This is a genomic window from Sulfitobacter donghicola DSW-25 = KCTC 12864 = JCM 14565, assembly GCF_000622405.1.
In the GTDB taxonomy this organism is placed as follows: Bacteria; Pseudomonadota; Alphaproteobacteria; order Rhodobacterales; family Rhodobacteraceae; genus Sulfitobacter; species Sulfitobacter donghicola.
In genome coordinates, this window is record NZ_JASF01000005.1 from 1,758,187 (window position 1) to 1,780,775 (window position 22,589).

Consider the following 22,589-nt stretch of genomic DNA (forward strand, 5'->3'; position numbering starts at 1 on the left):
CGCGTTAACTTTTCGTTAACAATCTCTTCAGCGGGCTGTTGACGGAGACTTGCGCGGGGCTAGAATACGGCCAACAGGCGAAAAGACCAATAATGAGGCGTACATGAAATTCTCGACCAAAGAAGATGTCGAAGCACCAATTGATTCCGTTTTTGAAATGTTGTGTGACTTTGAGATGTTCGAACGGGCGGCGATGCGCCGTGGATCCGAAGTTCAGCGAACAGATACAAAACCCGTTCCCGGTGTCGGGATGGGATGGAATGCCGCGTTTAACCTGCGCGGCAAACGGCGGCAGGTCGAAATCGAAATGGTGACGTTTGAAAAGCCCGAAGAGATGGTCTTTGAATGCCATTCCCAAGGGTTGATGACGTTGTTGAACATCGAATTGGTCGCCCTCTCAAAAAACCGAACACGAATCATGGTTGTGTTCGATATCAAACCACAAAACCTCTCCGCACGTCTTTTGGTGCAGTCCCTGAAACTGGCCAAAACATCCCTAACCAAGAAATACAAGTTGCGGGTGGCTGAGTTCGCCAAGACCTTAGAACAACGGCACAGCCGCGCCTGAGCTTTTAGGCCTCGGTGTTGTTCCACCGTCCTGGATGCGCTGGGTAAACACCTAGAATATCTAACATATTGGTGAAATATCCCAGCTCATCCAACGCGCGCATGACGGCAGGATCATCGGGGTGGCCTTCGATGTCGGCGTAAAATTGGGTTGCTGTGAATGACCCTCCGACCATATAGCTTTCCAGTTTGGTCATGTTGACGCCATTGGTCGCAAATCCGCCCATCGCCTTGTAAAGGGCGGCGGGGATGTTTCGGACTTCGAACACAAATGTCGTCATCATCTTTTCACCGCGTCGCATTGTGACAGCATCAGGCGCCATGAGCAAAAAACGGGTGGTGTTGTGTTCTAGGTCTTCGATACCGTCATCCAGCACGGTCAGCCCGTGAATATCGGCGGCAACGGCACTGGCCAGCACGCCATCATGGGATGGTCCCCCATTGGCCAGCTCTTCGGCGGCACCCGCGCTATCTGTCGCAGCTTCTGCGGTAATCCCATGCGCATTCAGATAGCTATTCGCCTGCGGGAGCAGGACAGGATGCGCCCGAATATGCTTTACCTGCTCTAAATTTGTGCCTGGACGGGCCATGAGGGCGATCCGAACGCGCACAAAGGCTTCTTCGATGATATGCAGGCCGCTGTCGGGCAAAAGGCGATGAATATCTGCAACGCGCCCATAGGTGGTGTTTTCAACGGGGAGCATGGCCAAATCGGCCCGATCTTCGCGAACGGCCTGAAAAACACCTTCAAATGTCTCACATGGAACAGGAATCCCTTCTGGTCGAGCTTGTAAACAAGCTTCATGACTATAGGCGCCTAAGGCGCCTTGAAACGCGATGCGAGGCTGTTTGTTTGCGGTCATCACGTCACTCCTATGTAAAAACATCTGTAGTTGGTCGATTGGTCGCGGTAAGTACACCTTGCTTGCTGAGAGGGAAAGCAATAGATAGCCCTCCAAACGATAGAAAAATTCAAAGCGATGGACTGAGCCATGGATACAATGACCCTTACTAAAGTTGCTGCCGGTGTGATTGGCGCGTGGTTGGTGCTGTTGCTAGCCAAATGGGGCGGCGAAGGTGTTTACCACCCGCACGCCCACGGCGAGCAATCTTACGTAATCGAAATTGAAGGTGCCGAACCTGCAGAGGCAGAAGCCGAAATTCCTTTCGAAGAACTGATGGCATCCGCTTCGGCCGACAAAGGCGCAAAAGTTTTCCGCAAGTGTACTGCCTGTCACAAAGTGGAAGACGGCGCGAACGCAACTGGCCCATTCCTGTTTAACGTAGTTGGCCGTGACATTGGCGCCGCTGCTGGCTTTTCCGGATACTCTTCCGGTCTTGCAGGTAAAGGCGAAGCATGGACCATTGAAAACCTGAATGGCTTCCTGACCAAGCCCAGCGAATGGGCTCCAGGCACAACCATGGGCTTTGCTGGTCTGAAAAAGCCAGAAGATCGTGCAAACGTCATCGCGTATCTTCAGAGCTTCTCGAACTAATTGCTGACACCTCGGCATTGAAGAAAAAGAAAGGGTCGCCAAAGGGCGGCCTTTTTGCTGTTTAGGCTCAGTTTTCCGTTAGATCACATACTTGCAACTTGTATCTTGGCGCATGGGCTTTAGCCTATGTTTTCGTAGATACCCTTCACCAGTCCCAAGGAGCCCCTGCACGATGCCTAAATCCCTTGTCCGCGATGCAAAACGTCGATTGCCACTTGCACAGCTATTGTCTGTCCTAACGCTTTCGGTGTCAGCTTCTTTCTTGGGGGGCGGGGCCTCGGCCCAAGATCAGGGTGAGATGGTGAAAAGCCACGGGTACTCTTTTTACGGTGATCTAAGCTATCCAGCGGATTTTAAACATTTTAACTACGTGAACCCCGATGCCCCGAAGGGCGGCGAGATATCTATTTCGACCTTGGGCACTTTTGATTCGATGAACCCCTATTCCCGTAAAGGACGCGGAGGGGTTCTAAGCACGATGATGTATGAAAGCCTGCTGGGTGAAGGCGTCGGGAATGAAAGCGCCCCTGCTGATGTTTATGCCGAATATTACTGTTTGCTGTGTGAAACGGTGGAATACCCCGTGGGCAAAGATTGGGTCATCTTCCGCATGCGCCCAGAGGCCAAGTTTTCCAACGGCGATCCGGTGACGGCCCATGATATCGCCTTTTCGCACAACCTGTTGCTGGATCAGGGGCTGAAGTCTTATGCGGATGCTGTTCGTAAACGCATCCCCAAGGTCGAAGTGATCGATGACCACACCGTGAAATTCTATTTCACCGAAGGCATTTCGCGCCGATCCTTGATCGATCAGGTCGGGTTTGTGCCCGCTTGGTCCAAGAAGTGGTACGAAGAAACCGGTGCACGGCTGGATGAAAGCCGGCTAGAGATTTCACCGGGTTCGGGCGCCTATATGGTTGAGGATGTCGACGTGAATCGCCGTATCGTCTATAAACGCAACCCCGACTATTGGGGCAGAGACCTGCCGTTTAACGTGGGCCGGAATAACTTTGACCGCATTCGGGTAGAATATTTCGGCGATGAAAACTCGGCCTTTGAGGCCTTTAAATCAGGCGAGTATACTTTCCGAAATGAAAGCAACTCAAAACAATGGGCAACAGCCTATGAGTTTCCAAAGGTCAAAGACGGCTATGTCGTAACCGAGAAAATCGCAGACGGCTCCCCGCCGACCCCTACTGGGATCGTCTTTAACCTAGGCCGTGAAATCCTACAGGATAAACAGGTGCGCGAAGCGGTCGCGCTTGCCTTTAACTTTGAGTGGACCAACGAATCGCTGCAATACGGCTTGTTCAAACAGCGCGTTTCTTTCACCCAAGATACGCCTTTGATGGCGACAGGGCTTCCCGAAGGGGCCGAGCTGGCCTTTCTGCAAGAGCTAGGCGATGTGGTGGCCCCCGAGATGCTGAGTGAAGAGGTTCGCCTGCCTCATACCTCTGGGGCGGCACGCCTATTGGATCGCCGTAATGCGCGCGCCGCGTCCAAATTGCTGGACGCTGCAGGTTGGGCCGTAGGTGATGATGGTAAACGCCGGAACGCGGCGGGTGAGCCGTTGCGCCTGACCTTCTTGTTGAACTCTTCGGGGTCGGCAACCTTGGCGGCGGTTGTCGAGAACTTTATGTCTAACCTAGAAAGCCTCGGCATCGAGGCCGTTCTGGAGAAAGTGGATGCTTCGCAGTACACCTCGCGCGAGCGGGACCGCGACTATGATATGGTCTATGATGCTTACGCGCCGTTCCTTGGCACGGGCACAGGGTTGTCCCAGCGATATGGGTCCGAGGCGGCAAGCTATTCCTTGTTTAACCCAGCAGGCCTAGCCAGCCCAATGGTAGACGCCATTATTGAGGCCTCTTTATTGGCGGAAACACGCGAAGAAGAAGAGGCCGCGATGATGGCGCTGGATCGCGCTTTGCGCCATGAATTCATAATGATTCCAGTCTGGTACAATGATGTGTATTGGACCGCTTATTATGATCAATACGGCCACCCTGAAAACCAACCCGCCTATGCGCTGGGCTATCTGGATTTCTGGTGGTACGACGCAGAAAAAGCAGAAAAATTGCGCGCAGCAGGCGTGCTGAGGTAATCCATGGGCGCCTATATTCTAAGACGATTGTTGCTGATCCCCGTGACCCTGTTCGGGATCATGCTGGTCAATTTTGCACTGGTGCAATTTGTGCCCGGTGGTCCGGTTGAGCAGGCGATTGCCCGTATCCAAGGCGGCGGCGACGTCTTTGGCGGCTTTGCGGGTTCAGGTTCCGACACGGATACAGTCGATCTGGGTGGATCGGACAATTACGTCGGCGCGCGCGGTCTCCCGCCAGAATTCATCGAGGAACTCGAGAAAGAGTTCGGCTTTGACAAACCGCCCGTTGAGCGTTTCTTTCGCATGCTTGGCAGTTATATCACCTTTGATTTCGGCGAGAGTTACTTTCGATCCATTTCTGTTGTTGATTTGATCAAGGAAAAACTGCCTGTCTCTATCACCTTGGGCCTGTGGTCCACGCTGATCGCTTATCTTATCTCGATTCCCTTAGGTATCAAAAAGGCGGTTCGGGACGGTTCACGGTTTGATACGTGGACATCTGGCGCGATCATTGCCGCCTATGCGATCCCTGGTTTCCTGTTTGCGATCCTGTTGTTGGTTCTTTTTGTGCCAGCCAACTGTTTCCGCATTCCGGGTTTGGCCGATATGTGGCCCGGTGGCGCGGCCCTGAACCCCACCTGTTACGAACTGTTCCCCCTGCGTGGCCTGACATCGGATAACTTTGATCAGCTTAGCGCATGGGGCAAGGTCAAAGACTATTTCTGGCACATCACACTGCCTGTTTTGGCCTCGACCATTTCTGCCTTTGCGACCCTGACGTTGCTGACCAAAAACAGTTTTCTGGACGAGATCAAAAAGCACTACGTCATGACCGCCCGCGCCAAGGGCCTGTCAGAGCGCAAGGTTCTGTATGGCCACGTGTTCCGCAACGCCATGCTGATCGTGATTGCAGGCTTTCCTGCGGTATTCATCGGCGTGTTTTTCGGCTCTAGCCTGATCATCGAGACGATCTTTTCTCTCGACGGCCTTGGGCGTCTGGGGTTTGAGGCGGCTGTCGCACGTGACTATCCGATTGTGTTCGGCACGCTGTTCATCTTTGGGCTGATCGGGCTGCTGGTCGGGATCATCTCGGACCTGATGTATGTGCTGGTTGATCCGCGTATTGATTTTGAGAAGAGGGAAGGCTGATGTCTCTGTCTGCGCTCAACCAGCGCCGCTGGCGCAATTTTACCCGCAATCGCCGCGCCTTCTGGTCGCTGTGGATTTTTGCGGTTGTTTTCACCCTGTCGCTATTCGCTGAGTTTTTGGCGAACGACAAACCCATCGTGGTGAACTACCGCGGTGAATATTTCGCCCCGATCTTCAAATTCTACCCCGAGACAGCCTTTGGCGGAGATTTCCAGACCGAAGCGGCCTATCGCGACCCAGAGGTGAAATGCCTCATCGCAACAGGCGGTTCCGAGCTGTGTTTTGACGATCCCGAAGGCTATATCGAAGATGCCCAAGACGGGGTGATTGAGGGAGAGCCGATCGAAAAAGGCTGGGCGATCTGGCCGCCGATCCCCTACAGCTATGATACTGCCGTTGATCGCCCCGGGGCTGCTCCGCTGCCGCCCAATGGCGAGAACCTGCTAGGGACTGACGGCACCAAACGCGATGTGCTGGCACGTGTGATCCATGGTTTCCGCCTGTCGATTGGCTTCACTTTGGTTGTGACGGGCCTGTCTACGATTATTGGTATCGCTGCTGGTGCCGTGCAGGGGTTCTTTGGCGGTTGGGTTGATTTGATCTTTCAACGGATCATCGAAATCTGGACCTCAACGCCCTCGCTTTATGTCATCATCATCATGTTCGCGATTTTAGGGCGCAGTTTCTGGCTGCTGGTGTTCTTGCTGGTACTATTTAGTTGGACGGCCCTTGTCGGGGTTGTTCGCGCTGAATTCTTGCGTGCGCGCAATCTTGAATACGTCCGCGCTGCCCGCGCCCTTGGCGTGGGGAACGTGACCATCATGTTCCGTCACATGTTGCCAAACGCGATGGTTGCGACGCTGACCATGCTGCCGTTTTTGATCACAGGTACGATTTCGTCTCTGGCTGTTCTCGATTTCCTAGGCTTTGGCCTGCCGTCCTCTGCGCCGTCACTGGGTGAACTGACCTTGCAGGCGAAACAGAACCTTCAGGCCCCTTGGCTGGCGTTCACGGCCTTCTTTACCTTTGCAATCATGCTGTCGCTGCTTGTGTTTATTTTTGAAGGGATCCGCGACGCGTTTGATCCCAGAAAGACGTTCTCCTGATGGCTCCGCTTTTGGATGTAAAAGATCTGACTGTTTCCTTCCGACAGGATGGCAAGCTGACGCCAGCCGTTCGCGGTGTCTCCTTTCACCTAGAGCGCGGCGAGACCGTAGCACTGGTGGGGGAAAGTGGCTCGGGCAAATCGGTCTCGGCCCTCAGCACCGTTAGCCTGCTGGGGGATACCGCCCATGTCGAAGGGTCGGTCACCTATGAAGGCCAGCAGATGATCGGCGCGGATGAAGCGCTGCTGCGCAAGGTGCGCGGCAATGACATCAGCTTTATCTTCCAAGAGCCGATGACATCACTGAACCCGCTGCACACAATCGATAAACAGCTGGCTGAATCGTTGGCCCTGCATCAGGGGCTAACCGGCGATGCGCTCAAGGAACGTATTCTGGAGCTGTTGGTGAAGGTCGGCATCAATGACGCCGAAAGCAGGCTCGGCTCTTACCCGCACCAGCTATCTGGCGGGCAGCGCCAGCGCGTGATGATCGCGATGGCGCTGGCGAACAAACCCGACGTGCTGATCGCGGATGAACCTACAACCGCGCTAGACGTTACCATTCAGGCCCAAATCCTTGATCTGCTGCACGAGTTGAAAGAAAGCGAAGGCATGGGCCTGTTGTTCATCACCCATGATTTGGGCGTTGTGCGCAAAATCGCGGATCGTGTCTGCGTGATGAAACAGGGTGAGATTGTTGAGCAGGGGCGCACAGCCGAGATTTTCGACAATCCCCAACATGACTATACCAAAAAGCTGCTTGGCGCCGAACCAACAGGTAGCCCTGCACCTCTGAAAGAAGATGCAGAAGAAATTGCCGCAACAGAGAATCTGAAAATCTGGTTCCCGATCCAAAAAGGCCTGATGCGCCGCACGGTGGGCCACGTGAAGGCTGTCAATGACGCCACGCTCAGCGTGAGGGCAGGGGAGACGATCGGGATTGTCGGCGAAAGCGGCTCGGGTAAGACCACGCTTGCCTTGGCAATGATGCGGTTGATCGCCTCTGAGGGGGGGATCACCTTTATGGGCAATGATGTGCGTAAATGGTCTACGAAAGAGTTGCGGCATTTGCGCAAAGACATGCAGATCGTGTTCCAAGACCCCTTTGGCAGCCTGTCACCACGTATGACCTGCATGCAGATCATCGCCGAAGGGCTGGGGATCCACAACATCGATCCAGAGCGCAACAAACGTGAGCTGGTCCATGACGTGATGATCGAGGTCGGCCTAGACCCAGCTACGATGGATCGCTACCCACATGAATTTTCCGGTGGCCAACGCCAGCGCATCGCGATTGCGCGTGCCATGGTGCTGCGTCCGCGTCTGTTGGTGTTGGATGAACCGACCAGTGCGCTGGATATGACCGTACAGGTGCAAATCGTTGATCTGCTGCGCGATCTACAGGTGAAATACGGGCTGGCCTATCTATTCATCAGCCACGACCTAAAGGTCGTTCGGGCGATGTCTCATCGTGTGCTGGTGATGAAACGTGGCGATGTGGTGGAATATGGCGACGTAGATGCGCTGTATGATAACCCCCAAACGGAATACACCCGCAGCCTGTTGCAGGCCGCTACCTAAAAAGATAGCGGCAGCCGCGTTAGCCAGGTCCGATCATAAGGCAGCTGACATTGCGTGCCTTTAGGCGCTGACAGGCAAGATCGGCGGTTTCGCGGGTCATCCCGAGGAAATTCGCGTCAAACCCCTGTGGTTTGCGAATGACCTTGCGCAGGGAGCCATCCAATGTCGCCATTTCTGCAAGGGCCGTTTTGATTAGTACTTTTTCAGCGGCATAGCGGCTACCAAAACGCCCGACGTTTACACCCCAATGACGCCCACCCGAGGTCGAAACCCGTGTTACAACTTCCTGCGGGGCCGCTGGTTTCTTGGCTTTTGGTTGTGCGCCGATCACGACCAGACCTTTTGGCCTTAGGGCCGGCCTGACAGTGGTTGTTGCGGCTGCTAAAACAACGTTGGGCTGGGTTGTGACCTGTGCGTCGGGTTCCAGTCTTACCCGTTGTTTCGGAGGCGTTTTGACGGCTTCCGCTACTGCGTCGGCAATTGCAGAGCTTAGGACATCGCTGATGCCGCCATCGCTTGGGGTATCAGCAACAAGCACCGGAGCGTTAGATCCAGGTCGTAGTTTGGGCCGCGGAGAGGTTTTTACCGCGCGGATGAGACGAATTGTTTTACCTTTTGCACCTGCCGCAGGTTTATCCGCAGGGGTGTCTTGCTGTGGTTTGCCCTCGGCGATGTAATCGGGCAGCGCTGGCTTGCGCAGGCGGGCACGTGATGGCGCGCGGCGGAACCCAAGGTCCATCAACTCGGCAACTTTCGCGTTACGGGATGTGGTGGATTTGCCACCAAAAACGGTCACGATGATCCGCTCGTTTCCGCGCTCGGCAGAGGCGGTTAGGTTAAAGCCAGCCGCGCGTGTGTACCCCGTTTTGATCCCGTCCGCTCCTTTGTATGAGTTCAGGAAGCGGCGGTTCGTATGGTTTACCTTACGAACGCCAGCATCTGCGGTGATCCGCGAAAAGAGGTTATAATACTGCGGGTAATCATACAGCAGGTGACGGCCCATGATTGTCATATCGTGCGCGGTTGATTGGTGCCCTGCTTCGGTCAGGCCATGGGCGTTTTTGAATGTTGTACGGGTCATGCCCAACTGTTTGGCCGTGCGGTTCATACGGCGGGCAAATCGCGCCTCGGAGCCCGAGATCGCTTCGCCGATGGCTGTCGCCGCGTCATTGGCTGATTTCACCGCTGCGCCACGGATGAGGTAACGCAAGGCAATACGTTGACCCGTCTTTAGACCCAATTTGCTGGGCGGCTCGGCAGCGGCATTTTTGGAAATGCGGACTTTGGTGTCCAATGAAATCTCGCCGCGTTCGATGGCCTGAAACGCGATATAAAGCGTCATCATCTTGGTGAGGGAGGCAGGGTGCAGGCGCGTGTTGGCATTGCGCGCATGCAGAACTTTGCCAGTCCGCGCATCAATGACATAGGCGGCATAGGGGGCTGCCATCGCGCTCATCGGAACGAGCACAAGCATCCAAATTGCCGCTAAAACGAATAGCCCTAAACGAGCCGGCTGCACGCGCCGAACCTTCATGGTAACCTGCCTAATTTTGCCTCTGGCCCTCGATTTTTCGAGTGACCTTATTGTTTGTTAGCTAAAATCTAGCACAAATTGGTGCCTCTGATAACCCATATTTTTCACGGATTTAGGACATATTCTGCGCTGCGGCATAGCAGATATAGGGGCAGCAAAGCGTTAAACCACAACACCCGCCAATGTGGCGGGAATGTGGCAGCATTTGGGCGGGTTTCGCCCCATTTCAAAACGCCGATTCAATCCAATGTGGTTGAGGCATAGTGCGGCTCAAGAAAGCCAAGCTCGATCCCCAGAATGCAAGGGGAGGGGATGAGGGGGGTAAGTGCGGTTTGTAACTCAGCCAAAAGAGCCTGCATAAAGGCATCATCGCGGTGCGGTTTGTTAAGCATCCGCAATCGCAACAGGGCATGGGTATGATGTGTGTCCTTGATCGGATGCGCGCGCCCCTTGCATTGCCCTGCGCCTGAATCGATCGCGCTAACAACAGTCTCGATCGTTGCCAGAATAGCCGAAGCATCGAGGGTCAGCTGGGAAGAATATGAAAAGTCTGCTTGTGGCATGAAAATCTCCGTTTCAAAGGGATTGCAAAAGGTCGGGCAAGGCGCCGAGATCTTTGATTTCGTGGAATTTGGGGTGATCGGGCGCGGTGGCATGTTCGATCGCCCAAGTCAGACCGTGGGGCACGTAAACGCCCCAACCCCCTGCTTGGATCATGGGGATGACATCTGACGCCATCGAGTTCCCGATCATCAGCCCTTGATCTGGTCCGGTGCCGTGTTGGTTAAAGATACGCGTGTAGGTGTCGGCCGTCTTTGCCGAAACAATCTCGATGCCGTCAAACAGGTCGCGTAGGCCGGATTGAGCCAGCTTTCGTTCCTGATCCAACAGGTCACCTTTTGTCACAACCAATACTTTGTGACTGTGACGCAGCGCGTCGATGGTGTCGGCGGCGTGGGGCAGCAGCTCAACAGGATGGCTAAGCATATCGCGCCCCGCATCCAGCAATTGGGTGATGACCGCAGCAGGGACGCGGCCGTCCGTCACTTCAATCGCGGTTTCGATCATAGAAAGCGTGAACCCTTTGATACCGAACCCGTAATGGGGCAAATTGCGCCGCTCAGCGTCAAGCAGTCGGGCCATCAGGGTCTCTCTCTCGGTGAAATCTGCCAAAAGATCGGCAAAATGATCCTGAGTAAGGGCAAAGAAACGTTCATTGTGCCAAAGAGTGTCATCCGCGTCGAAACCAATGGTGGTCAAAATGCTCGTCATATCGCCTAGGTTTCCCTTTCTGGAATGCGCCTCTTTTCTAAAGGGGCGTGAACGTTATATAGACGGGGCAACACCCCGATGAACACGCAATTATCGCAGGAGCAGCAATGCACCTTGACCCGATCACAATGGCAGACCCGCAAGACGGTGACGATACCGAACTGCTGACCAAAGAGAAGCCCAAAACAAAGCGGCCGCCGATGTATAAGGTGATGTTGCTGAACGATGATTTCACGCCGATGGAATTCGTAGTGCATGTTTTGGAACGCTTTTTTGGCCTCAACCATGCACAAGCGTTTGAAATCATGCTGACCGTTCACAAAAAAGGTCTGGCCGTTGTTGGCGTCTTTAGCCACGAGATTGCCGAGACAAAAGTGGCCCAAGTCATGGATTTTGCGCGCCGCAATCAGCACCCGTTACAGTGCACTATGGAAAAAGAAGAATAAGCGATGCTCGATTCGCGATTGCCGCTGGCACTGGATGGTGGCGGCCTTGAATGGCCTGCCGAGGGTTTGATTGCCGTGTTTGGCCCCCCTGCGGATGCCGATCTGGACGGGATTCCAAAAGACCGTGCCGAAATTATCCAAGATTTCTATCCAGCTAACGCAGCTTGGCAGGCGCGCGGCTATTCTGTCGCTTTGAACAGTGGTGATGCGTATTCCGCCGCCGTAGTCTGCCTTCCGCGCGCAAAATTGGAAGCGCGTGCCATGATCGCCGAGGCCTGCGCGCTAAGCGACGGGATCGTCGTGATCGACGGCCAAAAAACGGACGGAATCGAAGGTATCTTAAAGGCGATGAAGGCCCGTGTGACCGTTCACGGCCCCATTACCAAAGCCCATGGAAAATTATTCTGGATCGAGGCCCCTGCCGCAGATTGCTTTGCTGATTGGGAAGCTGGGCCAGAACTGACCGAGGGGGGCTTTTGGACCGCACCTGGTGTGTTTTCGGCAGATGGTGTTGATCTTGCATCGGCGCTGCTGGCGGATGAGTTGCCAGAAAAATTGGGCAAACAAGTCTGCGACCTTGGCGCTGGCTGGGGGTTCCTATCCGCCCATGTTTTGACCCGCGAGGACGTTGAGGCCGTTCATCTGGTCGAAGCCAACAACATGGCGTTGGAATGCGCACGGCGCAATGTGACCGACCCACGGGCGGAATTTCACTGGGCTGATGCAACGGATTGGGCGCCTAGCGTAAAGATGGACACGGTTGTGATGAACCCACCCTTCCACGTTGGGCGCGCGGCCGAGCCACAGATCGGGCAAGCCTTCGTCGCCTCCGCCGCGCGGCTATTGGCCCCGCAAGGCCATCTTTGGATGGTGGCGAATCGCCATTTGCCTTATGAAGCAGAGCTGAAAACCCGTTTTGCACAGGTCGAAGAGATCGGCGGCGATGCGCGGTTCAAGCTGTTCCATGCGTCCCGTCCGTTGCGAAAACGGCGCTGACACGACCAGAGGACTATATATGTCATTCTCTATTTCCGGAAAAACCGCAATTGTTACAGGTGCTGCAAACGGCATCGGCCTCGCCATCGCGCGCAGCTTTGCGGATAAAGGTGCCAATGTTATGTGCGCCGACATGGACGAAAAGAAGCTCAAGGAAGAGCTGGGCGATGCCCGTGACGAGGGGAATATCCGCTTTTTCGCCGGTGACCTGCGCCAGCGCCTCACGATTGCGAATTTGGTTTCAGCCACAATCGACGCTTTTGAAGAGATCGATATTCTGGTCAATGCCTCAAGGCAGGTGATCCCTACCTCTGCTTTGGATGTCGATGATAACTCGGTTGAAACCCTGCTAGAGCAAAACGTGATGACGGCGATGCGGCTGAGCCAGCAGGTGGCTAAACGCATGATTAAACAAGCGGATGAAGATCGCGAAGGGCAGCTGGGTAGCATCATCAACTTTAGCTCGGTTGCCTCGAAAAATGCACATCCCGAATTGATGGGCTATTCGATGGCCTCTGCCGCAGTGGAGCAGCTGACGCGCTCTATGGCTTTGTCGCTTGCACCGCACCGCATTCGTGTGAACGCGGTTTCGTTTGGATCGGTCATGTCTACATCCCTCAAGACGGCGGTTGCCGAAAATCGGGAATGGCGGGACGATATCCGGTGCCACACTCCTCTGGGCCGAATTGCCGCGCCTTCCGAACTGGTCGATACGGTTCAGTTTTTGGCGGCAGAAAGCTCTAGTTTCATGACTGGTGAAGTGATGGTGGTAGATGGCGGGCGTTCGTTGCTGGATGCCGTAAGCGCGCCGGCCCACTGATATTGGGCGGGGAAAAGCCCCCGCCGAACATGATATTTTTATTTGAAAGCAAAGATATGAGCGTACAGTTCGAAACCGAGAAGAACCGCGCAAGCGCATGGTTCCGCACCCTTCGAGACGATATCGTTTCTGCGTTTGAAGCCCTCGAAAATGACCACTCGACAGGTCCCCTGACCGATATGGGCGCAGGTCAATTCGAAGTTAGCACAACCAAACGAACCTCGGATGACGGGTCCGATGCAGGGGGTGGCCTGATGAGCGTAATGCGCGGTGGCCGCGTTTTTGAAAAAGTAGGGGTCAATATCTCGACCGTTTACGGAACATTGGGGGATCGCGCGCAAAAGGCGATGGCCGCGCGTGGGGTTCCGGGGATGGCAGATGATCCGCGCTTTTGGGCTTCGGGGATCAGCCTTGTTGCGCATATGCAAAACCCGCATGCGCCTGCTGTGCATATGAATACACGCATGTTCTGGACACCGGGTGCGTGGTGGTTTGGCGGCGGCTCTGATCTGAACCCTTGTATCGAATATGATGATGACACGGCCCATTTTCATGCGACTCAGAAAGAATACCTAGATCCGCATGGCACCGAGATTTACCCAAAGCTGAAAGAGTGGGCGGACGAGTATTTTTATATCCCTCACCGCAACCGTGCCCGTGGCGTTGGCGGCATCTTTATGGATGATCGCAACACAGGTGATTGGGAGGCAGATTTTGCTCTAACCCAAGACATCGGTCGCGCCTTTCTGCCCGCCTATGTGCCATTGGTCGAAAAGCGCAAAAAGCAGGATTGGGACGCGGCGGACAAGGACGCGCAATTGGTCCATCGCGGCCTCTATGCCGAGTATAATCTGGTCTATGACCGCGGCACAAAATTCGGCCTAGAGACAGGTCACGATGCCAATGCGGTGCTGATGAGCCTGCCTCCATTGGCCAAGTGGATTTAAGCGCAGAAAAATAGCTGCCATATACATGTTGTTTCTGTCTTGACGTAGGCTGGCGGCTATCATAGGTCACGGCCCACGGCGTTATAGCTCAGTTGGTTAGAGCGAACGACTCATAATCGTTAGGTCCCTGGTTCAAATCCAGGTAACGCCACCATTTCCCCCCTCTCTCAAAATACGCTTGGGCGAATTATCTACCTGCGGTGGTGTTTTGAATGGCGGCTTTAATAATGTTACAAAATCGCGCGCATTTCCTCTTGATTGTTACATTTTGCGCAAGGCAATATCACTAAGATGTTAGGCGCCCCACAGGCATAGACCGAAAACAGTGGGGGATCTGACGTGACAAGGAGGATCAGAGCGCATAGCGTTTTGATTAAGGACAAGCGATGCACGGTTATCGTGGCGCGACCAATGGGAGGAAGACCAATGAAATTCACACGGAAATCATTTCTAGGTATGGCGGGCGCAATCGCGCTTGCTGCTGGTATGGGGGCTGCTCCTGCTATGGCGCAGGACGTTACATTGCGCATGCACCAGTTCCTGCCAGCGCAAGCGAATGTGCCTAACCTGATTCTCTACCCTTGGGCGGACCGCGTTGAGGCAGCCAGCGAAGGCCGCATCAAGATTGAGCGTTACGCCTCCATGCAGCTGGGCGGGTCTCCTCCAGAATTGATGGACCAAGCGATTGATGGCGTTGCCGATATCGTCTGGACCGTTGTCGGCTATACCCCGGGTCGGTTCCCAAGCACCGAGGTATTTGAGCTGCCGTTCATGATGAATAACGCCCGCGCCGCGTCTTCGGCCTATTGGCAGATGTTTGAAAAGCACATGAAAGATACCGAGTTTAAGGACGTTAAAATCCTTGGCACATGGGTTCACGGCCCCGGTGTGATCCACTCGAGTGAAGCTGTGGAAACACCTGCGGATATGGCGGGTCTGAAGATGCGTGGCGGTTCCCGCCTGGCGAGCGTCCTTCTGGAAAAGCTGGGCTCTACACCCGTTGGTATGCCCGTTCCAGCGATCCCAGAGGCGCTGAGCAAAGGCGTTGTCGATGGCACCACAATCCCCTGGGAAGTTACGGGTGCCCTCAAAGTGCCTGAGCTGGTGAAAAACCACACCGAGTTTGACGGCGAAGCGCTGTACACGCTTACATTTGTTCTGGCGATGAACAAAGACAAGTTCGACAGCCTTGATCCAGAGCTTCAGAAAGTCATCGAAGATAACTCCGGTCTTGAGTTCTCGATCCTTGCTGGTGGTACGATGGCCGATTCTGACGGCCCTTCACGCAAGGCAGCAGCTGATGCTGGGAACAACATCGTCACAGTTTCTGGCGATGGTGTTCAAGTTTGGAAAGATGCTGCCCAGCCTGTTTATGCCGAATGGTTGGCAGACATGGAAAGCAAAGGCATCGACGGTCAGGCGCTGATCGACGAAGCGCGCTCGCTGATGAATTCCTACAGCGAATAAGACAGTATAGTCTGAACATCAGCGCATCGGGGGAAACTCCGGTGCGCTGCCTTTATCTACAAGGGCTAAACATGCATCGTTTCATTCGAACTCTCGCCCATGGAACTGCGTTGATCGGCGGCTGTGTGTTGATTGTGCTGGTTATCATGACCACACTTTCGATCACGGGCAGGACCCTCAACAAGCTTTTACATGGTGATTTTTTCGCAAACCAATTGGCGGGGTTTTCTAAATTCCTGTTGGATATGGGTATTGGCGAAATCAACGGCAACTATGAGCTGCTCGAAGCGGGGGTGGCCTTTGCGATCTTTTCGTTTCTGCCGATCTGCCAGTTCTACGGCGCACATGCGACCGTTGATGTCTTTACCTCGGTCCTGTCCCAGCGGGTGAACCGCTGGATCATGGCATTCTGGGAAATCGTCCTGACCGCCGTGATCATCCTGATCATCTGGCGCCTTTATGGCGGCCTAGAGCGGTATCTGGGTAACGGCGAAACAACCTTCTTCCTGCAATTCCCAGTCTGGTGGTCCTACGCGCTTAGCTTCGCGGCTGGGGTCGTGGCGTGTATTGTAGCTGTTTATTGCGCCGTTGCGCGTATTGGCGAGGCGATTGGTGACACCAACATCCTGCCGTCCGAGCATGGGGAACACTAAACGATGAGCAATCTTGAACTGGGCTTTTGGTCCTTTCCCATCCTCTTGGTCATGGTGTTTTTGCGCGCGCCGATCGGGCTGGCGATGCTGTTATGCGGTTTTGGCGGCTGGTTTATGGCGATGGGGGGCAATCCCACGCCGCTACTGGCCAAGCTAAAGTCAGAGACCTACACCACCTTCTCCAGCTATTCGCTGACGATCATTCCGCTGTTTTTGCTGATGGGCCAGTTTGCGACCCTATCTGGCATGTCACAGGCGCTGTTCCGCGCCGCTGAGAGCTTCCTTGGCCATCGTCGGGGCGGTGTCGCTATGGCGGCTGTTGGTGCCTGTGCGGGCTTTGGCGCGATCTGTGGCTCGTCGCTCGCGACAGCCGCAACAATGTCCAAGGTCGCCCTGCCAGAGCTAAAGCGCTACGGCTACTCAGGTGGCTTTTCTACGGCAACACTCGCGGCTGGTGGTACATTGGGCATTTTGATCCCGCCCTCCGTTATTCTGGTTATCTATGCGATCCTGACCGAGCAAAACATCGCCAAGCTGTTCTTGGCCGCGTTTATCCCCGGCATTCTGGCAGCGATTGGATACGTGCTGACGATTTCGATCTATGTGCGTCTGCACCCTGATGCGGCAGGCACACGCCCGCCTGTACCGATGGCAGAACGCTTTGCCGCCCTTAGCAAGACATGGCCCGTGATTGCGATCTTCTTTTTGGTTGTTGGCGGTATCTACCTTGGTTGGTTCACCCCCACCGAAGCTGCTGCCGTTGGCGCGGCGGGCACGGGACTGGTTGCGCTTTTGTCTGGCTCGCTTGGCTGGGACATCCTAAAGCAAAGCTTGATCGGCACGGCACGCACCACGGCAATGATCTTTTTCATCGTGTTGGGGGCAGGGTTCTACAACGGCTTCCTTGCCTTGTCTGGTGTGCCACAGTTCATGGCGGACTGGGTTGTCACCCAAGGGCTTAGCCCGTGGTTGGTTTTGACAATCATTTTGGTGTTCTACCTGATCTTTGGCTGCCTGATGGACAGCCTGTCGATGATCCTGCTGACGGTTCCGATCTTCTTCCCTGTCATCTCGGCGATGGATTTCGGGATGAGCGCCGAACACGTGGCGATCTGGTTTGGTATTCTGGTTCTGATCGTTGTCGAGGTCGGGTTGATTACGCCCCCTGTGGGCATGAACCTGTTCATCATCAACTCGATGGACAAAGAAACCCCCATGACCGAGACCTATAAGACGGTGATGTACTTTGTAGGTTCCGACATTGTGCGAGTGGCGATCCTTGTGATCTTTCCGTCAATCACGCTGTTCCTGCTGCGCTGACAAACAAACAGAGCGACAAATAGAAAGGCCGGGCGATACCATCGCCCGGCCATTTTACGTTTTAGCCCAGTGTCATATCCGCGACCTAACGGGCAAAGAAAAAGGGCCGCGAAATACGCGGCCCTTCGTTTGTTCCCTAGAGGGCAGAGAGGCTTAGCTCCATGCCATCCGTGCTGGGTGGTATTCAAAGCTGATGTGGTGCTCTGCACCTGTCAGGCCTTCTTTTGTGTGGTTGTACAGCGAACGCCAGTACGGCTGGATCGTTACACCTTCGTCTTGGATCATCGCCTGACCTTTGGCCATAATCGCACGGCGCTTTTCGATATCGGCGGTTGCCAAGGCTTCTGACAAAAGCGCGTCAAATTCGGCGTTAGACCAGCCGAATTCGTTCCATGCTTCGCCAGAACGATAGGCAAGCGCCCAAATCTGAACGCCCAGCGGACGGTGGTTCCAGTTGGTTGAGCTGAACGGGTATTTCACCCAGTCATTCCAGAAGGTAGAGCCAGGTAGAATGGTGCGCTTTACCTTGATGCCAGCGTCGCGCAACTGGGCGGCAACCGCGTCAGTAGTGTCTTTGCGCCATGCATCGTCGATCGACATCAGCTCGTGCTCAAAATCACCCATGCCTGCTTCGTCCATCAGGGCCTTGGCGCCTGCTGGATCTGGTTTGCGTGCGGGTAGCTCAGCGTATTCAGGGTGCATCGGGCCAACGTGGTGGTTTTCCGCAGGGATACCACGACCACCATAGCCAAGCTCTAGCAGGACCGAGTTATCAACGGCCATGCTGATCGCCTGCCGCACGCGCTTGTCCGCGTAAGGCATTTTGCCATCTACTTCAGCCAGCTGGTTCGGGCGGACAACGATTGTCGCAGCCGTGGCGATTTCGTTTTCTACCCAGCCGTCTAGGCCCGTCATAATGTCGATGAATTCACCTTCCATGGAATAGAAGGCATCAACCTCTTCGGCCTCAGCCGCCGCAATCCATGCAGATGGGTCTGTGCCATAGTCGATGTATTCCAAGCGGTCGATGAAAGGTCCGCCGAACACTTCGGTGCCCCACCATGTGTGGTCTGGGTTCTTAACCAGCACACTCTTAACGCCAACTTCCAGTGTTTCTGGCAGGTAAGCACCTGTACCGATCGGGTTTTCAAGCATCGTGTCAGCGGCAAAGCTGCTGTGAACAATCGCCGCTGGATAGTCGGCCATGCCCGCGATCAATGTGATGTCAGAGGCTGGCAGATTCAGCTTCACTGTGTGGCTATCGACAACTTCGATCGTTCCTTCACCAGCTTTTCCAGTCTCCGCATCAATCAGCGTTGCAAAGCGACCCGCCATCGAGTTCCCCTCGAGCGACTTGTCACACCAGCCAGTGATGTTGCGTGCCACGTCTTCGGCGGTAAAGTCGTCACCGTTGTTCCATTTAACGCCTTTGCGGACGTTCAATGTGTATACGGTCGCATCGTCGTTGATTTCCCAGCTTTCCAAAAGCGCTGGCGTGAACGTACCGTCGCTTTCGTAAATCGCGAGGTATTCCAGCCACCCACGTGAGAAGTTCGCGATCTGGGACCAGTCATAGGTGCGCGGGTCCTTCAGGGCGCGGACTTCCATCTGCATCCGTACGGTGCCACCCATTTTCTTGTCAGCGTGCGAAGCCGCCTGTGCTGGGGGCGCCATGCCGATCATCGCATAAGCGGTGGCAGTTGTGGCGCCAAATGCGCTGGCAAGGGCCAGAAACTCACGGCGGTTTACAGGATCGGCTTTGGCCTGATCCGCGCTGTCCAGAATGGACTGTGGCAGCGGCTTACCGGTGCGTGTTGTGAATGTCATGTTCTTCCTCTCTGTTGTTTAAGTGGCCGCGCATTCCAGTGCTAAGCGACTAAAGACCCTATTCAGCGGGTTTGGCGTTTGCAGGTTTTCCCTACATTTTACGTTTCGCTGCGTGCGTTCCGAACGACAGCATGACGTTGTTGCCAAAGGATTGAGTGATATGGGCTGTCCGTCAACCCCAAGGCTGGGGGGAATATGAACAGGAAACCTGACAACCTTTCTGGATCGTGATGTAATTTTCGCTCAAACACCTTTCTTTATGGGCGCATGAGAGATGCCCGACATCGTCAGGCTTAACGCGCCGCTCAGAGAGGGCCGGCGAACTTTATTTAAATTTCTACCATTGAGGGATTTGTAGGCGCGGCATCTGTAGAAAAGGTCATCCAACGACACAGTCAAATCAGATTTCCAGCTTTTTAGCTTTGGCGATTGTCCGATTCTTTTCTTTGGCGCGTGACGCAGGCATCGATCAGCGAAAAGAAAAGCTGCACAGGCTGCTTTAGAAATCAGCGTCAACACCAGGCAATTTTAGCGCCTTGATCAAATCGCGCAATTCTTGGCGTGCGGCGATGTTTGAGATGTTCAGCTGTTTAACGCCGATATCCTTGAGGTCCAGCAGGGTTAGACCGCGCGGAAAGAGCTCTCGGAAAATTACCCGCTCGTTAAAGCCCGGTGCAATGCGAAACCCGATCCGCTTGCTTAGGTTCTGGATCGCGCGCTCCATCTTTTCCTTGTTGACCATCCGCTGCGCGCCCATGCGGTTGCGAACAACAACCCAGTCAATCGGGGGCAGCCCCGCCTGTGATCTTAGCTGACGCGCATTCCACACCATTTCGGAATAAACCGAAGGGCCCGTGATTTTATCGCCAGAAGCATCAGTGTGGGCCAGCAGATCGAAATCGATAAAGCTGTCATTCAACGGGGTGACCAAAGTATCGGCTAGGCTATGCGCCACCTGACTAAGACGGGTGTGCGAACCGGGGCAATCGATCAAAATGAAATCATTGTTCGGCTCCAGCTCTGCCACCGCAGCGGAAAGCCGATGATCATAGACGTTTTCGCCCGGTTTTAGGTCACTTGCGTTGACCTCTGGCAGCTCGTGGTAATGCGGGCTGGGCAAATCCAAGCCAGCTTCTTTTAGAAAGGACTGACGGTTTTCAGCGTAACGGCCAAATGTGCGCTGGCGCAGGTCTAGGTCCAACGCGCTTACCTGATGGCCCATGCGGGCCAATGCGGTCGCAAGGTGCATGGAAACCGTTGATTTCCCCGCGCCACCTTTTTCGTTTCCGACGACGATAATATGCGCCATGCCCGATACCTTTTTATGTTGCCTGCCTTAGCGCAGGATACTGTTACTGCGACTATATGTAGGGTTTCGAGCTTTGAAAAGCGTTGAACGACGGGGCGGGCGCTCAGTGGGTTCTGGTTGCCACGTCTCGTGGGCTTGACCCAATAAAAAAGGCGCACCCGATAGGCGCGCCTTTTGAAACAAGATTGCTTGGCGGGTTTAGAAGCCCAGACCAGCGTATTTGTTTTTGAACTTGGACACGCGGCCACCGGTATCCATCAAACGACCAGAAGTACCGGTCCATGCTGGGTGTACCGTTGGGTCGATGTCTAGCGCCAGCTGGTCGCCTTCTTTGCCCCAAGTTGATTTCATCTCAATGATCGTACCGTCGGTCATTTTGACGTTGATCGTGTGGTATTCTGGATGTGTATCGGTTTTCATCTAACTTACCCCTTGAGCGGTTTGTAGTTTGTGTTCTCGACGATACGCGCAGATTTACCACGGCGTGAGCGTAGATAGTACAGTTTGGCGCGACGAACGCGGCCGCGGCGTACCACGGTGATGTTGTCGATGTTGGTCGAGTGCAGCGGGAATACACGCTCCACGCCTTCGCCAAAGGAAATTTTGCGAACAGTGAATGCACCGGCAATGCCTTTGCCGTTTTTACGGCTGATGCAAACGCCTTCGTAGTTCTGTACACGTGTGCGTGTACCTTCGGTGACTTTAAAGCCAACCCGGATGGTGTCGCCAGCGCGGAAATCAGGGATTTCCTTGGCAAGTTCGGCGATATGTTCCGCCTCGATTTCTGCGATCAGGTTCATCTGATGCGTCTCCTATGATGCTCGTGGTATGCCACGAAGTTTTTACGGTGATCCCAGAGCTTCGGTCTGTCTGTCGGGTCTGCGCACAGCCCACCGGAGGTAACAATCGTCTTTAGCTTTCTCTTGCGCCCATAGCGCAAACACCCGAGTCGCAATAAGCGATTCCAGATTGCTGTCGTATAGGCCTGAAAATCAGGCGGATCAAGAGGCGAGTTTACCCAACAGGCGTTGATTCAAATCAATCCGTTAGCCTTGGTAATGGTCATAATAACGGTCGAATTAAACACCTTGAAAGGGGGCTCGATGACCGAAACCGACAAAGAACAGGCCAAGACAGCGCGAAACGCCCAAATTGTCGGGTTTGAACAGGGTGAATATCCCTATCAGACCAAGCTCTCTCGCTCGGCTTATGAGAAAGAGAAAGCGGCACTTCAGGTTGAGCTTTTGAAAGTGCAGCACTGGGTGCAAGAGACAGGGCAGAAATTTATTCTATTGTTTGAAGGCCGCGACGCTGCAGGCAAAGGCGGCACGATCAAACGCTTTACCGAACATCTAAACCCCCGCGCAGTCCGCGTTGTGGCGCTGAACAAGCCCACCGAGGAAGAGCGCGGCCAGTGGTATTTCCAGCGCTATATCAAACATCTGCCAACCGCGGGCGAGATGGTTTTGTATGACCGTTCTTGGTACAACCGCGCAGGTGTAGAGCGCGTTATGGATTTTTGCGAACCAGCGGAATATCTGGAATTCATGCGCCAAACGCCTGAGTTCGAGCGGATGCTGGCACGCAGTGGCGTGCGCCTGTTCAAATACTGGTTCTCGGTCACACAGGAAGAACAGCGGCGGCGTTTTGCATCGCGGGAAACGGATCCGTTAAAACGGTGGAAGCTATCCCCGATTGACCGCGCCAGCCTGAACAAATGGGATGATTATACCGAAGCCAAAGAGGCGATGTTCTTTTACACGGACACTGCCGATGCACCTTGGACTGTGATCCGTTCAAACGACAAGAAACGCGCGCGCCTCACCTGTATGCGCCACTTCCTGTCGCAGCTGGATTATCCGGAAAAAGATCCAGAGGTCGCCCAAGCACCCGACCCAAAGATTTTCCACCAAGCCGAAGCTTTGTTGCAGCAAAGCCAGCACATTCTGGCCTCATCGCTGCACCCGAAACACCGTAAAACTTAACGAGGACAAAC

General features: G+C 54.4%; 22 protein-coding genes and 1 tRNA gene. 15 read left to right on the forward strand and 8 right to left on the reverse strand.

All coding sequences use genetic code 11. The annotated features are described in order from the left end of the window. The first annotated feature begins 103 nt into the window (after window positions 1-103). Complete coding sequence (locus Z948_RS0109530; RefSeq protein WP_025059337.1) at window positions 104-568, forward strand: SRPBCC family protein; 465 nt, start codon at window positions 104-106, stop codon at window positions 566-568. Between the two features lie 4 nt (window positions 569-572). Here Z948_RS0109530 and Z948_RS0109535 read toward each other — a convergent pair whose 3' ends face one another. Next, window positions 573-1,430, reverse strand: a complete 858-nt coding sequence (locus Z948_RS0109535; RefSeq protein ID WP_025059338.1) for a prephenate dehydratase — start codon at window positions 1,428-1,430, stop codon at window positions 573-575. A gap of 129 nt (window positions 1,431-1,559) precedes the next feature. Here Z948_RS0109535 and Z948_RS0109540 point away from each other — a divergent pair, with 129 nt between their 5' ends. The 5 genes from Z948_RS0109540 (at window position 1,560) to Z948_RS0109560 (ending at window position 8,002) form a co-directional block, all read left to right on the forward strand. Continuing rightward, window positions 1,560-2,063, forward strand: a complete 504-nt coding sequence (locus Z948_RS0109540) for a c-type cytochrome (protein ID WP_025059339.1) — start codon at window positions 1,560-1,562, stop codon at window positions 2,061-2,063. A 172-nt stretch (window positions 2,064-2,235) separates the two neighbouring features. After that, window positions 2,236-4,167, forward strand: a complete 1,932-nt coding sequence (locus Z948_RS0109545; RefSeq protein WP_025059340.1) for an extracellular solute-binding protein — start codon at window positions 2,236-2,238, stop codon at window positions 4,165-4,167. Between the two features lie 3 nt (window positions 4,168-4,170). Next, window positions 4,171-5,316: a microcin C ABC transporter permease YejB gene (locus Z948_RS0109550; protein ID WP_025059341.1), complete on the forward strand. Its 1,146-nt coding sequence runs from the start codon at window positions 4,171-4,173 to the stop codon at window positions 5,314-5,316. Further along, window positions 5,316-6,422 (forward strand): ABC transporter permease, encoded by a 1,107-nt coding sequence (locus Z948_RS0109555; protein WP_025059342.1) that lies wholly within the window; start codon window positions 5,316-5,318, stop codon window positions 6,420-6,422. Before Z948_RS0109550 ends, Z948_RS0109555 begins: the two co-directional genes overlap by 1 nt. Beyond that, window positions 6,422-8,002, forward strand: coding sequence for an ABC transporter ATP-binding protein (locus tag Z948_RS0109560; RefSeq protein ID WP_025059343.1), 1,581 nt, complete (start codon window positions 6,422-6,424; stop codon window positions 8,000-8,002). Before Z948_RS0109555 ends, Z948_RS0109560 begins: the two co-directional genes overlap by 1 nt. 19 nt (window positions 8,003-8,021) lie before the next feature. Here Z948_RS0109560 and Z948_RS0109565 read toward each other — a convergent pair whose 3' ends face one another. The 3 genes from Z948_RS0109565 to Z948_RS0109575 all read right to left on the reverse strand — a co-directional run bounded on the left by Z948_RS0109565 (window position 8,022) and on the right by Z948_RS0109575 (window position 10,808). Further along, window positions 8,022-9,536 (reverse strand): D-alanyl-D-alanine carboxypeptidase family protein, encoded by a 1,515-nt coding sequence (locus Z948_RS0109565; protein ID WP_025059344.1) that lies wholly within the window; start codon window positions 9,534-9,536, stop codon window positions 8,022-8,024. A gap of 239 nt (window positions 9,537-9,775) precedes the next feature. Next, window positions 9,776-10,099 carry a hypothetical protein gene (locus Z948_RS0109570; RefSeq protein WP_025059345.1) on the reverse strand — a complete coding sequence of 108 codons (324 nt, stop codon included), beginning with the start codon at window positions 10,097-10,099 and terminating at the stop codon, window positions 9,776-9,778. A 13-nt stretch (window positions 10,100-10,112) separates the two neighbouring features. After that, entirely contained in the window at window positions 10,113-10,808 is a 696-nt protein-coding gene (locus Z948_RS0109575; RefSeq protein ID WP_025059346.1) for an HAD family hydrolase, read from the reverse strand. A 107-nt stretch (window positions 10,809-10,915) separates the two neighbouring features. Here Z948_RS0109575 and clpS point away from each other — a divergent pair, with 107 nt between their 5' ends. The 8 genes from clpS to Z948_RS0109615 all read left to right on the forward strand — a co-directional run bounded on the left by clpS (window position 10,916) and on the right by Z948_RS0109615 (window position 17,457). After that, window positions 10,916-11,254: an ATP-dependent Clp protease adapter ClpS gene (gene clpS, locus Z948_RS0109580; RefSeq protein ID WP_025059347.1), complete on the forward strand. Its 339-nt coding sequence runs from the start codon at window positions 10,916-10,918 to the stop codon at window positions 11,252-11,254. A 3-nt stretch (window positions 11,255-11,257) separates the two neighbouring features. Then, window positions 11,258-12,250, forward strand: a complete 993-nt coding sequence (locus Z948_RS0109585; protein ID WP_025059348.1) for a class I SAM-dependent methyltransferase — start codon at window positions 11,258-11,260, stop codon at window positions 12,248-12,250. A 19-nt stretch (window positions 12,251-12,269) separates the two neighbouring features. Beyond that, the gene (locus Z948_RS0109590) at window positions 12,270-13,070 is read left to right on the forward strand and encodes an SDR family NAD(P)-dependent oxidoreductase (protein ID WP_025059349.1); all 801 of its coding nucleotides are present in this window, start codon (window positions 12,270-12,272) and stop codon (window positions 13,068-13,070) included. A gap of 56 nt (window positions 13,071-13,126) precedes the next feature. Beyond that, window positions 13,127-14,017 (forward strand): oxygen-dependent coproporphyrinogen oxidase, encoded by an 891-nt coding sequence (hemF, locus tag Z948_RS0109595; RefSeq protein ID WP_025059350.1) that lies wholly within the window; start codon window positions 13,127-13,129, stop codon window positions 14,015-14,017. Window positions 14,018-14,094: 77 nt separating this feature from the next. Further along, a tRNA-Met gene (locus tag Z948_RS0109600) sits at window positions 14,095-14,171 on the forward strand. Between the two features lie 272 nt (window positions 14,172-14,443). Then, entirely contained in the window at window positions 14,444-15,484 is a 1,041-nt protein-coding gene (locus Z948_RS0109605; protein ID WP_025059351.1) for a TRAP transporter substrate-binding protein, read from the forward strand. A gap of 71 nt (window positions 15,485-15,555) precedes the next feature. Next, window positions 15,556-16,137, forward strand: coding sequence for a TRAP transporter small permease (locus tag Z948_RS0109610; protein ID WP_025059352.1), 582 nt, complete (start codon window positions 15,556-15,558; stop codon window positions 16,135-16,137). A 3-nt stretch (window positions 16,138-16,140) separates the two neighbouring features. Next, window positions 16,141-17,457 carry a TRAP transporter large permease gene (locus Z948_RS0109615; RefSeq protein ID WP_025059353.1) on the forward strand — a complete coding sequence of 439 codons (1,317 nt, stop codon included), beginning with the start codon at window positions 16,141-16,143 and terminating at the stop codon, window positions 17,455-17,457. 153 nt (window positions 17,458-17,610) lie between these two features. Here the strand turns inward: Z948_RS0109615 and Z948_RS0109620 are convergent, their stop codons facing one another. The 4 genes from Z948_RS0109620 to rplS form a co-directional block, all read right to left on the reverse strand. Next, window positions 17,611-19,284, reverse strand: a complete 1,674-nt coding sequence (locus tag Z948_RS0109620) for an ABC transporter substrate-binding protein (protein WP_025059354.1) — start codon at window positions 19,282-19,284, stop codon at window positions 17,611-17,613. A 499-nt stretch (window positions 19,285-19,783) separates the two neighbouring features. Next, window positions 19,784-20,593, reverse strand: a complete 810-nt coding sequence (locus Z948_RS0109625; protein ID WP_025059355.1) for a division plane positioning ATPase MipZ — start codon at window positions 20,591-20,593, stop codon at window positions 19,784-19,786. A gap of 198 nt (window positions 20,594-20,791) precedes the next feature. Beyond that, complete coding sequence (gene rpmE, locus Z948_RS0109630) at window positions 20,792-21,013, reverse strand: 50S ribosomal protein L31 (protein WP_025059356.1); 222 nt, start codon at window positions 21,011-21,013, stop codon at window positions 20,792-20,794. 5 nt (window positions 21,014-21,018) lie between these two features. Beyond that, window positions 21,019-21,393, reverse strand: a complete 375-nt coding sequence (gene rplS / locus Z948_RS0109635) for a 50S ribosomal protein L19 (RefSeq protein WP_025059357.1) — start codon at window positions 21,391-21,393, stop codon at window positions 21,019-21,021. A gap of 303 nt (window positions 21,394-21,696) precedes the next feature. Here rplS and ppk2 point away from each other — a divergent pair, with 303 nt between their 5' ends. Next, on the forward strand, window positions 21,697-22,578 hold the full coding sequence (ppk2, locus tag Z948_RS0109640) for a polyphosphate kinase 2 (protein WP_025059358.1): 882 nt from the start codon (window positions 21,697-21,699) through the stop codon (window positions 22,576-22,578). Window positions 22,579-22,589: the final 11 nt, after the last annotated feature.

Excerpts from the sequence above, each read along its gene's own strand:
- Z948_RS0109590 (WP_025059349.1), top strand. The coding sequence starts at position 12,270 with ATGTCATTCTCTATTTCCGGAAAAACCGCAATTGTTACAGGTGCTGCA.
- Z948_RS0109615 (WP_025059353.1), top strand. The coding sequence starts at position 16,141 with ATGAGCAATCTTGAACTGGGCTTTTGGTCCTTTCCCATCCTCTTGGTC.
- Z948_RS0109530 (WP_025059337.1), top strand. The coding sequence starts at position 104 with ATGAAATTCTCGACCAAAGAAGATGTCGAAGCACCAATTGATTCCGTT.
- Z948_RS0109550 (WP_025059341.1), top strand. The coding sequence starts at position 4,171 with ATGGGCGCCTATATTCTAAGACGATTGTTGCTGATCCCCGTGACCCTG.
- Z948_RS0109535 (WP_025059338.1), bottom strand. The coding sequence starts at position 1,430 with ATGACCGCAAACAAACAGCCTCGCATCGCGTTTCAAGGCGCCTTAGGC.
- Z948_RS0109610 (WP_025059352.1), top strand. The coding sequence starts at position 15,556 with ATGCATCGTTTCATTCGAACTCTCGCCCATGGAACTGCGTTGATCGGC.
- Z948_RS0109555 (WP_025059342.1), top strand. The coding sequence starts at position 5,316 with ATGTCTCTGTCTGCGCTCAACCAGCGCCGCTGGCGCAATTTTACCCGC.
- Z948_RS0109565 (WP_025059344.1), bottom strand. The coding sequence starts at position 9,536 with ATGAAGGTTCGGCGCGTGCAGCCGGCTCGTTTAGGGCTATTCGTTTTA.
- Z948_RS0109625 (WP_025059355.1), bottom strand. The coding sequence starts at position 20,593 with ATGGCGCATATTATCGTCGTCGGAAACGAAAAAGGTGGCGCGGGGAAA.
- Z948_RS0109585 (WP_025059348.1), top strand. The coding sequence starts at position 11,258 with ATGCTCGATTCGCGATTGCCGCTGGCACTGGATGGTGGCGGCCTTGAA.
- Z948_RS0109545 (WP_025059340.1), top strand. The coding sequence starts at position 2,236 with ATGCCTAAATCCCTTGTCCGCGATGCAAAACGTCGATTGCCACTTGCA.
- Z948_RS0109620 (WP_025059354.1), bottom strand. The coding sequence starts at position 19,284 with ATGACATTCACAACACGCACCGGTAAGCCGCTGCCACAGTCCATTCTG.
- hemF (WP_025059350.1), top strand. The coding sequence starts at position 13,127 with ATGAGCGTACAGTTCGAAACCGAGAAGAACCGCGCAAGCGCATGGTTC.
- Z948_RS0109605 (WP_025059351.1), top strand. The coding sequence starts at position 14,444 with ATGAAATTCACACGGAAATCATTTCTAGGTATGGCGGGCGCAATCGCG.
- Z948_RS0109575 (WP_025059346.1), bottom strand. The coding sequence starts at position 10,808 with ATGACGAGCATTTTGACCACCATTGGTTTCGACGCGGATGACACTCTT.
- rpmE (WP_025059356.1), bottom strand. The coding sequence starts at position 21,013 with ATGAAAACCGATACACATCCAGAATACCACACGATCAACGTCAAAATG.
- clpS (WP_025059347.1), top strand. The coding sequence starts at position 10,916 with ATGCACCTTGACCCGATCACAATGGCAGACCCGCAAGACGGTGACGAT.
- Z948_RS0109570 (WP_025059345.1), bottom strand. The coding sequence starts at position 10,099 with ATGCCACAAGCAGACTTTTCATATTCTTCCCAGCTGACCCTCGATGCT.
- ppk2 (WP_025059358.1), top strand. The coding sequence starts at position 21,697 with ATGACCGAAACCGACAAAGAACAGGCCAAGACAGCGCGAAACGCCCAA.
- Z948_RS0109540 (WP_025059339.1), top strand. The coding sequence starts at position 1,560 with ATGGATACAATGACCCTTACTAAAGTTGCTGCCGGTGTGATTGGCGCG.
- rplS (WP_025059357.1), bottom strand. The coding sequence starts at position 21,393 with ATGAACCTGATCGCAGAAATCGAGGCGGAACATATCGCCGAACTTGCC.
- Z948_RS0109560 (WP_025059343.1), top strand. The coding sequence starts at position 6,422 with ATGGCTCCGCTTTTGGATGTAAAAGATCTGACTGTTTCCTTCCGACAG.